Here is a 13,920-nt window from a genome sequence, read left to right as displayed (position 1 = left end):
GGCGCGGCGCCCCACGGAGTGAAGGTTCAAGCGGCGGCGACGGCAAGGGTAGGGGCGGGGCGCAGGCGGTCGCCCGGGCGCGGCGCCCCACGGGGCGAGGGTTCAGGCAGGCGGCGAGGGCGGGAGTGGGCGGGCGCCGCGTTCACCGGCCCGGCCCAGCGCGGCGCGTGCCCCCGACGGGGGGAGGCGGCGCCCCGGCGAAGGGGTGGGTAGGCCCGCCCGCGCCCACCAGGGGGCCTTATCCCTCTATGCCGGGTTCTCGTCGGGGATCGGGCGAGAGCGGGAGCGCCCTGCGCACCTCCGCAGCACCCTGATTACATCTACCAGCGAGTAGTAGCCCCCGAGGCCCCCACCACCCCCTCGCCGGTTACCCAGAGTGGCCAAGGCGGGCCCTCTCTGCAGGGCAAAAGCGACATCTCGCCCCCACCTCTGCTCTTCCCGGGTTTCGGCCCCTGCTTCCCGGCCTTCCGGGCCACTCGAACCCCCCATCACCGGCCCGACCGGGGCGATCCAGCCCCTCGGGGGCCTGTTCCGGGCCGGGATGCGCGCCCAGGAATCACCGGGGTGCTCTCGCGGTGCGCAGGGCACCCCACCCCACCATCACCCTGCGTATTTGCCCAGGTCGGGGAGAGGGTGGTGGTTTCCAGGCGGCCGGCCCTGGAGCCTGGGACGGCACGGGCACGGCGATCCCGCCCCTCTGCCTCCCTGCCCTGCTCTGCCGCGCCCGACCGACCAGCCGGTCCCCACCGCCGCCCTTGCTGCCCGCTTGGACCTTCGCTCCGCGAGACGCCGCGCCCGGGCGACCGCCTCCGCCCCGCCCCCACCACCGCCGTCGCCGCCCGTCTGAACCCCGACCCCGTGGGGCACTACGCCCGACCGACCAGCCGGTCCCCACCGCCGCCCTTGCTGCCCGCTTGGACCTTCGCTCCGCGAGACGCCGCGCCCGGGCGACCGCCTCCGCCCCGCCCCCACCACCGCCGTCGCCGCCCGTCTGAACCCCGACCCCGTGGGGCACTACGCCCGACCGACCAGCCGGTCCCCACCGCCGCCCTCGCTGCCTGCTTGAACCTTCGCTCCGCGAGACGCCGCGCCCGGGCGACCGCCTCCGCCCCGCCCCCACCACCGCCGTCGCCGCCCGTCTGAACCCCGACCCTGTGGAGCACTACGCCCGACCGACCAGCCGGTCCCCACCACCGCCCTCGCCGCCTGCTCGAGCCCCCGCCCCGTGAGGCGCCGCGGTCGACCGACCAGCGCGCGAAGGGGTGCCACCGTACGCCGCCGGGGCGGGTCAGTGTTGGGCGAGCAGGTGGACCACTCCGGCCGGGTTGCGGATCCAGTGCGCGCGGGCGTCCGGGTCGGCGAAGGGCTCCACCTCGTCGCAGGGCGAGTGGCCGGATTCGGCGAGCGCCCGGGTGGCGGCCTCCAGGTCGTCGGTGCGCAGTTCGAGCCAGAGGTCGGAGCGCGCGGCGCCGTCCACGCAGTCCAGCCAGAGCGTGGTGGGCCCGAACCGCACCGCGAAGGTGCGCGAGACCGACGGGGTGCCCGTCTCCTCCTCCTCGGTCATGTCGAGTCCGAGGACGTCCCGGTAGAACGCCACCGTCGCCTCGTAGTCGGCCTTCGGGATCTTCATCGCGATGTTCACCCCGCCGCTGAACGAGGGCCGTCCGTCACCGCTCATGCCGCCTCCTGGTCGCCCGTGCGGAGCCCGAACGGTAGCGGCCCGCTGCGACGTTTCCGGCGGGGCCGGGTCACCCGGGGAGGCCGCGGGGTCCGATGCGGAAGTCGGCGGGGGCGGCGCCCGGTACCAGTTCCAGCCTGAGGGTGGCGGGCCCGAGGTCCACGGTGAGGACGCGCGGGGCCGCGGGGTCTCCGGTCTCCTCCTCGGTCGTGTCGTATCCGAGCGCGTCCCGGTAGAACGCCGCGGTCCTGTCGTAGACGTCCTCGGGGACCTGCATCACCATGTCGACGCCGCCTCCTTGCGCGGGCCGCCGGTCGCCGTCCATTCCGCCTCCTGGTCTCTGCTCCGTCTGCTGCGTCTGCTGCGGTGCTCCCCGGGCGGCGCCGCTCGGGCGCCGCCCCGTCTGCCGTGTTCTGCGGGTCAGCGGCGGGCGGCCTCCTCGGTCTCCGGGGCGAGGGCGAGCTGGATCTGGACCGGGTCGCGGCGGTCCAGGCGCAGCGCGCGGCCCGGGGGCAGGGTGCGCGGGCGGATCGAGCCGAACAGGACGCCCTCCGAGGGCGGGCAGGACAGCACGATGCTGGGGGTGTTGGCGTCGATCAGCATGCGCAGCGCCGGCTCGCCCATGGCGCGGCTGAAGCCGCCGGCGCCGCGGGCCAGGATCAGGTGCAGGCCGATGTCGGCGCCGAGCGGGAGCATGTCCAGCAGCGGGGTGAGCGGCCCGGCGCCGCCGGTGCCGAGCAGGTCGTAGTCGTCGATCACCACGAACAGCTCCGGCCCGGTCCACCAGGAGCGGGCGCGCAGCTGCTCCGGGGTGACCTCGGGGCCGGGCAGCCGGGGCTGCAGCGCCTGCGCGGCGGCCTTCATCATCTCCTGGGCCGAGGCGCCGGTCACCGCGTAGCCGAGCCGCTGCTCCTCGGGGATGGCGTCGTACAGGCCGCGCCGCGGGTCGACCAGCACCACCCGCGCCTCCTCCGCGGTGTAGTGCTCCCGGATCGCCCGGGTGACCAGGCGCAGCAGGTTGGTCTTGCCGCTCTCGGTGTCGCCGACCGCCAGCAGGTGCGGGGAGGTGGAGAAGTCGTGCCAGAGCGGCTCCAGCCGGCGCTCCTCCAGGCCCAGCGGGACCCGCGGGCCCGCCTCGGAGGGCGGCATCTCGGAGGACGGCAGGCGGAGCGGGAGGGTGCGCACCGGGGGTGCGGGCGGGCCGTCCCAGGCCTCGTCGACCTTGCGGACCAGGTCGGCCAGGCCGGCCCCGAGGGAGGCGGCGTCGGTCTCGGCGTCCAGCCGGGGCACCCCGGTGAGGAAGTGCTTGAGCTCCTCGGTGAGGCCCCGGCCCGGGATGCGCGGCACCGTCTCCGCCTTGCGCATGTTGATGGCGGAGTCCACCGCGTCGCCCAGCCGCAGCTCGAACCGGGTGCCCAGCAGGTCGCGCAGGCTGGACTGGACGTCGGCCCAGCGCGGCGAGGCCACCACCAGGTGCACGCCGTAGCTCAGCCCGCGCTGCGCGATCTGCACGATGTCGGGCATCAGGTCCATCATGTCCTGGCGGACGGTGGCCCAGCCGTCGATCACCAGGAACGCGTCGCCGTGCGGCTCGTCGGGGAACTCCCCGGCGGCGCGGCGCCGCCGGTAGGCCGCCATCGAGTCGATGCCGTGCTCGGCGAAGAGCCGCTCCCGGCGGGCGAGCAGCCCGGTCATCTCCGCCACGGTGCGGTTGATCCGCTCGGTGTCCAGCCGGCCGCACACCCCGCCGACGTGCGGCAGGCCGGCGATGCCGCGCAGCGTGCCGCCGCCGAAGTCCAGCACGTAGAACTGGACCTGGGCGGGGGTGTTGGTGAGCGCCAGCGCGGAGAGCAGGGTGAGCAGCAGGGTGCTCTTGCCGGACTGCGGGCCGCCGACGACGGCGGTGTGCCCGCCGGCGCCGCGCAGGTCGGCGCCGAGCGGGGTGCGCAGCTGCTCGAAGGGGCGGTCGACCTGGCCCAGCGGCACCTCCAGCACCGGCTCCTCCGACCAGGACGGGCCGTCGGTCCCGAGCAGCTCGGCGAGGGTCGGCGGCGCGTCCAGCGGCGGCAGCCAGACCCGGCGGGCGGGCGGGCCGGCGTCGCGGACCGCCTCCAGCGCGGTCTCCAGCAGGGTCGCGGTGGGCTCCTCCTCGGTGCTCTGCGGCTCCGGTGCGGCGGCCGGCGCCGCCTTGGCCACGTAGGTCGCCAGCAGCGGGGCGACCTCGCCGGTGGCCGCGGCGGTGCGCACCGGCCGGCGGCGGGCCCGGTAGGGGCCGGAGACGTAGGCGGCCTTGAACCGGGCCAGGTCGTCGGTGTCGCTCTTCAGGAAGCCGTTGCCGGGGGCCGAGGGGAGCTGGTGGGCGTCGGGGACGCCGAGCACGCCGCGGCTCTCCATCGCGGAGAAGGTGCGCAGCGCGATCCGGTAGGACAGGTGGCTCTCCAGCTGGTGCATCCGGCCCTCGTCCAGCCGCTGGGAGGCGAGCAGCAGGTGCACGCCGAGGCTGCGGCCGAGCCGGCCGATCATCACGAACAGGTCCATGAAGTCGCGGTGCGCGGCGAGCAGCTCGCTGAACTCGTCGACCACGACCACCAGGGTGGGCATCGGCTCCATGGACGGGTCGGAGCGGCGGGCCTTCTCGTACTCGTGGATGGAGCTGAAGTTCCCGGCGGCGCGGAGCTGCTCCTGGCGGCGGATCAGCTCGCCGTGCAGCGCGTCCTGCATCCGCTCGACCAGGGCGGTCTCGTCGGCGAGGTTGGTGATCAGCGCCGAGGTGTGGGTCAGCCCGTCCAGGCCGATGAAGGTGGCGCCGCCCTTGAAGTCGACCAGGACGAAGTTGAGCGTCTCCGAGGAGTGGGTGAGCGCCAGGGCCAGTACCAGGGTGCGCAGCAGCTCGCTCTTGCCGGAGCCGGTGGCGCCGATCAGCATGCCGTGCGGGCCCATCCCGCCCAGCGCGGACTCCTTGAGGTCCAGTTCCAGGGGGCCGCCGCTCTCGGTCATCCCGATCGGCACCCGCAGCCGGTACTCCGGGCGGTCGCCGGCCTCCCAGCTCCGCCGGGCGTCCCAGGCGTGCAGGTTGGAGATGCCCAGCAGGGTGGTCAGGTCGAAGTCGGTGGTGAGCGGCTCCACCACCTCGGTGGAGACGCTCATCCGGTAGGGGGCCAGCAGCCGGGCCAGGGCGCGGGCGCGCGGTTCGCCGAGCCGGTCCGGGCGGCCCAGCGGGGCGAACACCTCGCGGCCGGAGCGGTCCAGGTCGGCGACCTCGATGCCGTCCTCCTCGACGTGCAGCGAGAGGGTGTGCGGGGCGCCGTCCCAGGTGCGGTCGGCGCCGATCTCCACGACGACGGCGTTGCGGTAGCCGCCGCCGGCCATCCGGGCGCCCTGCGGGACCCGGCCGCCGTCCACCAGCAGGACGGTGAACGGCTCCTCCCGGCCGGGGGCGGCCTGCGGGTCGAACCGGGGGCGGTCGGCCAGGTCGGGGCCGATCAGCCGCTCCAGTTCGACCGCGTCCGGCGCGATCAGCCGGACCGGGCCGGCGCCGTCCCGCTCGGCGGGGTGCAGGCAGTGCGGCAGCCACTTGAGCCACTCCCAGCGGGCCAGCCGGTCGTCGCCGACGCAGGCGGCGACGCGCAGCTCGTCGGGGGCGTGGAAGACGGCGAGCTGGCCGAGCAGGGCGCGGACCATGGACCGGCCGGCCTCGGCGTCGCCGCGCAGCGCGATGTGGGAGTAGCCGCGCAGGTGGATGGAGACCGGCAGGTCGTCGACGGTGGCGTAGGCGTTGATGAAGCGGCGCAGCGCGTGCGCGCAGAGCGGCTCCAGGTCCTCCACCGGTTTGGTGGACAGCGGCGCGATGGCGGTGTTGAGCGGCTGCCGCCCGACGGCGAAGCGCACCTCGGCGAAGTCGCCGTGGGAGGCGCGGCGCTCCCACAGCCGGGTGGTGCGGACCAGGGACCACAGCGCCTCGGGGTCGGGGCCGCTCCAGGCGCGGGCGTCGCGCTGGGCGGAGACCAGGCCGCGCACCCGGCCGCGCATCTGGCCGAGGTAGCGCAGGTAGTCGCGGCGCTCGCCGGCCAGCTGGCGGCGGCGCTCCAGCCGGGTGCGCAGGTACTGCCCGCCGATCATGGCGACCGCGCCGACCAGCATCATGCCGCCGGCGACGTAGGGCATGGCGGTGCCCATCGCGCCGCCGCCGGCGCCGGGGCGCATGAACATCATGACCATGGCCAGTGAACTGAGCGCCATCGGCAGGTACATGAAGACGGCCGAGATGTCGTTGTTGGCCTCGGGCAGGACGGGCGGCTCCTGGAGGGCCAGCTCCCCGCCGGGGAGCTCCGGGCCGGGCCGGCGGGCCGGCCTGCGGACGATGATCGTGCTCACGGCTGCGTGGACCCCTGCTTCTGTTCCATCGGACAAATCAAGACGGAAAAGATGTTCGAACGGCCAATCTTGACCCGCTCGGATTCATCTATGCTGGCCGCCCTTCTCGGTCACCGAATGTTGATCGAAACGTCACGATCGCCATTATCGGAGCGGTGCTAATGTAGCCGAGCATTTCCGGCCGCATCGAGGGCGCAGTCCGGTGCGATGTGCTCGTTTGAGCACCCGACCGGGGGTGACCCCGCTCATACGGGAGACCGGGAGGCCTTGCGGTACAGTGCCTTCCCGCGCCGAAGCGAGAGAAGACCGGGGGTATGATGACGGAGACCGCTGCGGCGGAATTGTGCCGTCTCACCATTCGGGCGCCCGAGTCCTCCTTTGAAATCGCGGTGCCCTGCGACGTTCCGCTCGCGGAACTCCTGCCGACATTCCTGCTCTATGCCGAGAACGACGGCGAGGACCTGGACGAGAGCGGGCTGGAGCACTCCGGCTGGGTGCTCCAGCGGTTGGGGTCGCCGCCGCTGGACGAGGACGAGACGCCCGAATCGCTGGGCCTGTGCGACGGGGACGCCCTCTACCTGCGCGAGCGGCGCGACCAGATGCCGCCGGTCCACTTCGACGACCTGGTCGACGGGGTCGCCACCGGGATGGCCGAGCGGCCGGACCCGTGGGGCGCCGCCCCGGCCCGCCGCTTCCTGATCGGGGCGGGCGCCGCGGCGCTGGCCGCGGCCCTGGTCCCGCCGGCCTTCCTCGGCTTCTCCGCGCTCTCCGCGGCGCTGGCCGCCGGGACCGCGGTGCTGCTGCTCCTCGCCGCCGCCGCGGCCTCCCGCGCACTGGACTCCCCCGAGGGCGCGGCCGCCACCGGGGCGGCCGCGGTGCTGTTCATGGCCTTCGCCGGGGCGTGCGCCCCGGACGGCGACCCGGGCGCCGCGCTGGCCGGGGCCAGGATGCTCGCCGGCGGCGCGGCCGGCACCGGTGCGGCGGTGCTCGCCGTCGCGGCGACCGCCGGCTGCCTGCCGTTCTTCACCGGGGTCGGGGTGCTGACCGTGTTCGGCGCGGGCGCCGGCGCACTGCTGATGTTCTGGGACGGCGTCCCGCTGCCCGGGGTCGCCGGGCTGCTCGCCGGGGTGGCCGTGCTGCTCGGCACGTTCGCCCCCGCGCTGGCGTTCCGGCTGTCGGGGCTGCGGCTGCCGCCGCTGCCCGCCGGCGCCGACGAGCTGCAGGAGCACATCGACCCGCACCCCGCCCGCGACGTGCTGGACCGCACCCGCCGCGCGGACGCCTTCCAGACGGCGCTGCTGGCCGCCTCCGGCGCGGTGTGCGCGGCGGCGCTGGCGGTGCTGGCCGCGCACCCCGGCTGGGCGGCCGCTTCGATGGGCGCGGCGCTCAGCCTGGTGCTGCTGCTGCAGGCGCGCGGGCTGAGCGGCACCGCGCAGCGCCTCTGCCTGCTGGTCCCCGGTTGCGCCGGGGCGCTGGCGCTGGCCCTGGGCGGCGCCGCGCTCGGCGGGGACACCGCCCGGCTGGTGCTGTTCGGGGTGCTGCTCTCGGCGGCGCTGGGGCTGCTCGTCGCGGCCTGGGCGCTGCCCGGCAACCGGGTGCTGCCGCACTGGGGCCGCGCCGGGGAGCTGCTGCACAGCCTCGCCGCGATCGTGCTGGTCTGCCTCATCCCGGCCAACCTGGGGCTGTTCGCCCTGCTGCGCGGGATCGGCGGGTGAGCGTGACCGGTGAGAGGCGGCGCCGATGAAGACGCGGCGCGACCAGGTACAGGCGCACGGGTTCATGGTGGGCCGGCTGTCCACGGCGATGCTGGAGGCCGACCCCGACGCCCTTGAGGCGCCGATGCGGCGGACCCGCTCCGGCACCGCGATCGGCCTGGTGCTGGCGCTGCTGATCGGCGCCGGGTTCCTGGTGTTCGGGCTGATCTTCCCGGGCGGCGCGACGTCCTGGCGGACCGAGGGCGCGGTCATCGCGGTCAAGGACGGCGGCGGCAGCTACGTCTACTCCGACTCGGCGCTGTGGCCGGTGGCCAACCGCGCGTCGGCGCTGCTGCTGGGGTCGGGCGACCCGGTCCGGGTGGCGGCGGCGTCGCTGGAGGGCACCCCGGTGGCCGCGCCGATCGGCATCCCCGGCGCCCCGGACGGGGTGCCCGCGGGCGGCGCCGAGAAGCCGCTGGTCTGGCAGGTGTGCGCGGTGCCGGTGGCCACCGGCGCCGGGGACGCGCCGCGCGCGCTGACCGCGCTCACCGTGGGCCGCAAGGCCGAGGGGGAGGACGTCGCCGGGGACCGCGCGGTGCTGGCGGCCGGCCCGGACGGCTCCCGCCACCTGCTGTGGGGCGGCGAGCGGCTGCGGCTGGACGAGGAGAACGGGGCGGCGGAGGCGCTGGGGTACGGCACCTCGCCCGCGCACCCGGTCTCCGCCCAGCTGCTGGCCGCGCTCCCGGAGGGCCCGGAGTTGGCCGCGCCCGAGGTGGAGGGCCTGGGCGGGGGCGGCCCGGAGATCGGCGGCGAGCCGCGCCGCGTCGGCCAGGTGTTCACCGTGGACGGCGAGGGCGGGGACGCCGGCCAGTACTACGTGCTGGAGCGGGACGGCCTGGCGCCGGTCGGCGAGGTGCCGGCCCGGCTGCTGCTGGCCGACCCGCGCACCGCCGAGGAGGCCTACGGCGGCGGCTCCGCCGAGGCGGTTCCGCTGGCCGTCGCCGAGCTCCGCCCGCACCTGTCCGGCCGGGAGCCGGAGAGCGGCGGGCTGCCCGCCGAGCCGCCGGAGCTCGCCGGGACCGGCGGGTCCGCGCTGTGCGCGGTGGAGGACGGCGGGGACGCGGTCGGCCTGGCGCTGCGCCCCCCGGCGTCGATCACCGCGCGCGCCGCCGAGCCGCCGGCCGGCAGCACCCCCTCGTGCACCGCGCCGGACCTGATCGGGGTCCGCTCCGGGGAGGGCGGCCTGGTCCGCGCGGCGCGGGCCGGCGGCGACGCCGCCCGCGGCTCCTACTTCCTGGTCACCGACACCGGCGCGAAGTACCCGGTGCCGGACAAGGAGTCGGCGGAGAAGCTCGGCCACCCGCCGTCCACCGCCCGGGACGTGCCGAGCCCGCTGCTGGACATGCTGCCCACCGGCCCCGAGCTGAGCACCGCCGCGGCGGCCTCCCCGGCCGCCGCGCCACCGCCGCCGGGCGAGCCCGACTGCCCGGAGTGAGGACCGGCGGCCCCACCACCGCCGGAGGACGACCACCAGAAAGGAGCGGCCCGGATGAGCGACTTCAAGAGCAGTGACCAAGCGATGCGCACGGGCAAGGACGCCATGGAGACCGCGCACTCCACCTGCAACGGCATCTACACCCGGGTGGACGCCACCCGCGACCTGCTCGGCGGCAACTGGCAGGGCGGCGCCGCGATGCGCTACGACACCGCCCTGGTCAAGTGGCTGGAGGAGCTGCGGCTGATCACCAACGACATGAACAACATGATCGGCATGCTCGGCGGCACCGAGCGCAGCTTCAACGCCATGGAGGACGAGAACATGGCGACCGCCGACTGGAGCTCCGCGCTCAACCCCAACCAGCGCGACGCCGCCTCCGGCCGCTGACCCGTCCCACCCCCCTTTTCCTGAGAGGAGCCCTGAGCATGAGCACTTTCTCGGCGAAGTACGGCGGCATGGACACCGCCGGGCTCGACCTGCGCCAGGCGACCGAGGAGGTCGCCCGGGCCATCGAGGAGCTGGACGGCAAGGTCAAGTCGATCAAGAGCGAGTGGGTCGGTGACGCCTCCGAGCAGTACGAGGTGGCCATCGCCAACTGGCGCAAGAACGTCGACGACATGCGGGTGCTGCTGACCAGCGCCCAGGTCTCGCTGGACGACATCACCGAGCGCTACAAGCGCGGCGACCTCACCGAGGCCGGCGTCTGGAGCAGCAAGAAGTGACCCCGGGGAGGGGCCGGCCCGGCGCCGGCCCCTCCGCGGCGGCCGATCGTTTCGAAGACGGCAATCGGAGACGGGAGCGGAGATGGCCGAGGACCAGCTCAAGGTCACCCCGGAGTACCTGCGGACCCTGCGCGAGAACGACATCGACCCGATGCGGGAGCTGTTCTCCGCGGAGAAGTCCGAGTTCGACCAGTACTACGCGGGCGAGGAGGCGAAGAAGCCGAAGTTCGGCAACCGCGCCCTGCTGCCGTCGGCCGGGGTGCTCTCCGACGAGGTCGCGGCGGTGCTGACGAAGGTCGACGAGATGTTCGTCAAGTACGAGGGGGACCTGCTGGCCATCTCCAAGGGCATCGCCGACAGCGAGCTGGTCTTCGACGACCTGGAGAACGACGCCGAGCTCACCGCCGAGCAGCTGGCCTGGATCTTCTCCTCCGAAACCGGCGGGAACGGCGGCGGGAACGGCGGGAACGGCGAGGGCGACGGGGTCACCTCGTCCACCGACGAGTAGGCGCGGCCGCAGGCCCGCCCCGACCGCATCCGAGGAGGCGGCGTGGACAACGAGAAGGAACTCCACCCCACAGAGGGGCAGGGGATAACCGCCCCCTCCGACGGGGTGGCCGGAGGGGGCTCCGAGGGCGTCGGCTCCACCGAGCTGGACCACGTCCTCAACGTCTTCGCCGACGCCAAGGACAGCGGCGCGGTCCCCCCGATGGCGAGCGCCCGGACCGTCTACGAGACCGGCTGGTTCGAGCGGGTCTTCTGGAACGAGGGCAACCCCTACGAGGCCGACGAGTGGTACGGCTTCGCCCACGGCGACCAGCTGTACGGCGACTACCACAAGGGCATCGGCGACTACTACTCCGGCATCTTCCTGAACCCGCAGATCCTGGACGGCGCCGACACCCTGTGGGGCAAGTTCGCCTCCTCGATGGGCACCGTGGTCACCAAGGGCCTCGGCGACCCGAACTTCGGCAGCGACTCCTACCAGGGCGCCGGCCTCAGCCGGCTCTCCACGCGGCTCAAGGACTACCACACGTTCTTCGACGACAGGTACGACGAGCTCTGGGCGCTGTACCAGAAGGTCAAGCCGGGGAACGAGTCGTTCGAGGGCGCGGCCGCGAAGGCGCTGGCCGAGCACCTCAAGATGAAGGCCCTGGAGCTGAAGAGCGTCGCCGACTACCTCAGCCCGGTGGAGAAGGCGGTGGCCGACGCGGTCAAGGCCGTCGACCCGACCTTCTCCGACCCGGTGGTGAAGGCCTACAACACCTGGGTCGCCGACCCCGACCGGAGCCCGCGCCGGATCGTGCGCATCTGGTGGGAGGAGAACCGGAGCACCGTCACCAAGGACAGCGACGGGGTCATCAAGATCGGCGGCAGGTCCACCGACGACGTGAACGCCTGGCGCGAGATCGAGCAGGAGATGAAGGACCTGTGGTGGGCCAAGCTGGAGCCGCTCCGCAAGGCCGCCGCGGAGAACATCGGCCCGCTCTCCACCAGCTACTCCAACGCCTCGACGTCCATCCTGCCCTACACGCCGCCCAGGACCGTGAAGCCCGGCCCCGGCGGCTCCGATGACGGGCCCGGCGGCGACAAGGACATCGACGACATCCTCGACGAGCTCTTCGGCGGCGGCGACGGGGAGGGCGACGGGGACGGCGGCGGCGGGGGCGACAAGGACATCGACGACGCCTTCCGGGACCTCTTCGGCGACGGGGACAAGGACGGGGACGGCGACAAGGACGGGGAGGGAAGCGGCGGCGGAGACGGCGACGGCGGGAACGGCGGCAAGAGCGCCGACGACATCCTCAAGGAGCTCTTCGGCGAAGGCGGCCCCGAGAACAAGGGCACCATCGAGATGGGCGACGGCCCCGGCGGCGGGTCCGGCGGCACGGGCAGCGGAGACGGCGACGGAGACGGCCAGGCCCAGGGCAGCGTCCACCTGAGGGGCGGACCCGAGGGCGGGACCGAGGGGGGACCCGGGCAGAAGGCCCCGGACGGCGGCTCCTTCGAGATGAGCTCCGGTCCCGGCGGCGGGCCGGGCGGCGGCTCCCCCTTCATCCCGCCGCCGGTCGGCGGCGGGCCGCTCACCGGATCCGGTGGCACCGGGAACCGGAACCGCGACCAGAACGGCGGGCCCCTGCCGGGCGGGTCGCTGGACGACCCGTGGGGCGACGGGCTGAACGGCCGCGGCCCCGATGACGTGCTGGGCCGGGGGGAGCACCTGACGTCCTCGTCCGACGAGGCCGGCTCGGACGCCCCCTCCGGCTCGGTGGACCTGCCCGGGCTCCCGGAGCGCACCGGGGTGGAGAGCGGCGGCCCGGACGGCGGATCGCTGGAGGAGCAGCCGCCCGCCGGCGGGTCGATCGACATGTCCGACCTCCCCGACCGGGAGCGGATAGGCGGCCCGGACGAGCTCGTGTCGTCGGGGGGCGACGAGCGGACCGGCGGCTCCTTCGACATGCCCGGGATCCCCGGGCGCACCGGCGGCTCGGACGACCTCTGGTCGTCGGGAGGCGACGAGCGGACCGGCGGCTCCTTCGACATGCCCGGGATCCCCGGGCGCACCGGCGGCTCGGACGACCTCTGGTCGTCGGGAGGCGACGAGCGGACCGGCGGCTCCTTCGACATGTCCGGCAGCGACCGCCCCGGCGGCCTGGGCGACTTCGGCTCCTCTCCGGAGGACCGGTTCTCTCCGGGGCCGGGCGGCTCCCTCGGGTCGTCGGACCTGACCGGGAGCTCCTCCGGCGGCAGCGGGTCGTTCAACATGTCCGACCTGGCCGGTTCCGGGTCCGGAGCCGGGGCCGGGGCCGGTCTCGGCTCGGACCAGGGCTCCGGCCTCGGCTCCGGAAGCGCCGGCGGCCAGGGGGCGGCGGGCGGCCAGGGCGCCGCGGGCCAGAACGGCCAGTCGGGCCCGGGCGGGCCGATGATGCCGCCCATGATGCCCCCGATGGGCGGCATGGGGGGCATGGGCGCCGGCGGGGCCGGCGCCGGGAACCAGGAGCGGAACCGCAGCACCTGGCTGACCGAGGACGAGAAGGTGTGGGGCACCTCCGCGAACGGGGGCCCCGCGGTGCTGGGCCGGCCGGGCGCCGGCCCCGGGAAGGGAGCGAGCGGCGTTGGACATGTCCCTGCCGGAGCAGATGGCCCGGGAACTCGAACGGCTTCGGGAGACGCAGCGCAGCCTCTCGGAGGCAAGCGAAAGCCTGGAGTCGGCCACCGCAGAGGCCGTGTCCAAGGACCGGATGGTCAGCGCGAAGGTGAACGCCAGAGGCGAGATCGATGAGCTGAGGTTCCACACCTCCAAGTACCGGACCATGGCCCCGGCCGAGCTGTCCGCCGCGGTACTGGACGTGATCGGGCGGGCCCGCGCCGAGATGGAGCGGCGGGTCGCCGAGGCCCTCGGCCCGGTGGCCCCGGGGACCCCCGAGTCGCGGGCCGAGGTGATCCGCGGCGGCGACCCGTCGGCGTTCCTCGCCGAACTGGGCCTCGACTTCCCCGGGCCGCCCAGGCCCTGACCCCCGCCCGCCCCTGGCGGGCCCGCCCCCGGCTCCCGTCCGGCCGGAGGCCGGGCCCGCCGCCCCACGGAGAGGAGATCCGATGACCGACCACATCTCCATCGACACCGACGCCGTCGCCAAGGACGGCGCGGAGATGCACCAGCTCGCCGACTACGTGCGCGACATCAAGTCCCGCTTCTCCTCCTCCGCCGACGCGCTGGGGCGGCCGTGGGGCGAGGGCGACGAGATCGCCGACTCCATCAGTGAGAAGTACCTGCCGGCCAAGTACGGGGTGGAGAGGTTCTTCACCGCACTGGCCGACGCCTTCCAGGACACCGCCGAGGGCACGGTGGAGACCGCCAAGCAGTTCGCCGCCGACGACGACTACGGGAAGGGGCTGTCCGACAAGCTGATCGGGGACATGGGCGGAGACGGCCCTTCCAGGAGACGGTGACGC

11 protein-coding genes are annotated in these 13,920 nt (G+C 74.7%); 8 read left to right on the top strand and 3 right to left on the bottom strand.

The annotated features are described in order from the left end of the window. Window positions 1-1,288: 1,288 nt before the first annotated feature. The 3 genes from J0910_RS04935 to eccCa all read right to left on the bottom strand — a co-directional run bounded on the left by J0910_RS04935 (window position 1,289) and on the right by eccCa (window position 6,052). Window positions 1,289-1,678 carry a VOC family protein gene (locus tag J0910_RS04935; protein WP_420157322.1) on the bottom strand — a complete coding sequence of 130 codons (390 nt, stop codon included), beginning with the start codon at window positions 1,676-1,678 and terminating at the stop codon, window positions 1,289-1,291. 70 nt (window positions 1,679-1,748) lie between these two features. After that, a complete protein-coding gene (locus J0910_RS04930) occupies window positions 1,749-2,003 on the bottom strand; it encodes a VOC family protein (RefSeq protein ID WP_420157321.1) in 255 nt (84 codons plus the stop codon). Window positions 2,004-2,098: 95 nt separating this feature from the next. Continuing rightward, on the bottom strand, window positions 2,099-6,052 hold the full coding sequence (gene eccCa, locus J0910_RS04925) for a type VII secretion protein EccCa (RefSeq protein WP_420157320.1): 3,954 nt from the start codon (window positions 6,050-6,052) through the stop codon (window positions 2,099-2,101). A 317-nt stretch (window positions 6,053-6,369) separates the two neighbouring features. Between eccCa and eccD the strand changes: the two genes are divergently transcribed. The 8 genes from eccD to J0910_RS04885 all read left to right on the top strand — a co-directional run bounded on the left by eccD (window position 6,370) and on the right by J0910_RS04885 (window position 13,917). Next, window positions 6,370-7,767 (top strand): type VII secretion integral membrane protein EccD, encoded by a 1,398-nt coding sequence (gene eccD / locus J0910_RS04920; RefSeq protein ID WP_420161891.1) that lies wholly within the window; start codon window positions 6,370-6,372, stop codon window positions 7,765-7,767. A gap of 25 nt (window positions 7,768-7,792) precedes the next feature. After that, the gene (gene eccB / locus J0910_RS04915) at window positions 7,793-9,241 is read left to right on the top strand and encodes a type VII secretion protein EccB (RefSeq protein WP_420157319.1); all 1,449 of its coding nucleotides are present in this window, start codon (window positions 7,793-7,795) and stop codon (window positions 9,239-9,241) included. Between the two features lie 54 nt (window positions 9,242-9,295). Beyond that, window positions 9,296-9,631, top strand: coding sequence for a WXG100 family type VII secretion target (locus J0910_RS04910; protein WP_420157318.1), 336 nt, complete (start codon window positions 9,296-9,298; stop codon window positions 9,629-9,631). Window positions 9,632-9,669: 38 nt separating this feature from the next. Continuing rightward, window positions 9,670-9,966: a WXG100 family type VII secretion target gene (locus J0910_RS04905; protein WP_420157317.1), complete on the top strand. Its 297-nt coding sequence runs from the start codon at window positions 9,670-9,672 to the stop codon at window positions 9,964-9,966. Between the two features lie 82 nt (window positions 9,967-10,048). After that, the gene (locus J0910_RS04900; protein WP_420157316.1) at window positions 10,049-10,474 is read left to right on the top strand and encodes a hypothetical protein; all 426 of its coding nucleotides are present in this window, start codon (window positions 10,049-10,051) and stop codon (window positions 10,472-10,474) included. A gap of 42 nt (window positions 10,475-10,516) precedes the next feature. Continuing rightward, window positions 10,517-13,249 (top strand): hypothetical protein, encoded by a 2,733-nt coding sequence (locus J0910_RS04895; protein WP_420157315.1) that lies wholly within the window; start codon window positions 10,517-10,519, stop codon window positions 13,247-13,249. Further along, window positions 13,170-13,481 carry a YbaB/EbfC family nucleoid-associated protein gene (locus tag J0910_RS04890; protein ID WP_420161890.1) on the top strand — a complete coding sequence of 104 codons (312 nt, stop codon included), beginning with the start codon at window positions 13,170-13,172 and terminating at the stop codon, window positions 13,479-13,481. Before J0910_RS04895 ends, J0910_RS04890 begins: the two co-directional genes overlap by 80 nt. A gap of 82 nt (window positions 13,482-13,563) precedes the next feature. Further along, window positions 13,564-13,917, top strand: coding sequence for a hypothetical protein (locus tag J0910_RS04885; RefSeq protein WP_420157314.1), 354 nt, complete (start codon window positions 13,564-13,566; stop codon window positions 13,915-13,917). The last annotated feature ends 3 nt before the right edge of the window (window positions 13,918-13,920 follow it).

The organism is Nocardiopsis oceanisediminis (genome assembly GCF_048595525.1).
Lineage (GTDB): Bacteria > Actinomycetota > Actinomycetes > Streptosporangiales > Streptosporangiaceae > Nocardiopsis_A > Nocardiopsis_A oceanisediminis.
The sequence above is the reverse complement of the archived record's forward strand: the minus strand, read 5'-3'. Positions and strand labels throughout refer to the sequence as shown.

Coding starts and splice junctions, on each gene's coding strand:
- J0910_RS04935 (WP_420157322.1), bottom strand. CDS start 1,678: ATGAGCGGTGACGGACGGCCCTCGTTCAGCGGCGGGGTGAACATCGCG.
- J0910_RS04930 (WP_420157321.1), bottom strand. CDS start 2,003: ATGGACGGCGACCGGCGGCCCGCGCAAGGAGGCGGCGTCGACATGGTG.
- eccD (WP_420161891.1), top strand. CDS start 6,370: ATGACGGAGACCGCTGCGGCGGAATTGTGCCGTCTCACCATTCGGGCG.
- eccB (WP_420157319.1), top strand. CDS start 7,793: ATGAAGACGCGGCGCGACCAGGTACAGGCGCACGGGTTCATGGTGGGC.
- J0910_RS04910 (WP_420157318.1), top strand. CDS start 9,296: ATGAGCGACTTCAAGAGCAGTGACCAAGCGATGCGCACGGGCAAGGAC.
- J0910_RS04905 (WP_420157317.1), top strand. CDS start 9,670: ATGAGCACTTTCTCGGCGAAGTACGGCGGCATGGACACCGCCGGGCTC.
- J0910_RS04900 (WP_420157316.1), top strand. CDS start 10,049: ATGGCCGAGGACCAGCTCAAGGTCACCCCGGAGTACCTGCGGACCCTG.
- J0910_RS04885 (WP_420157314.1), top strand. CDS start 13,564: ATGACCGACCACATCTCCATCGACACCGACGCCGTCGCCAAGGACGGC.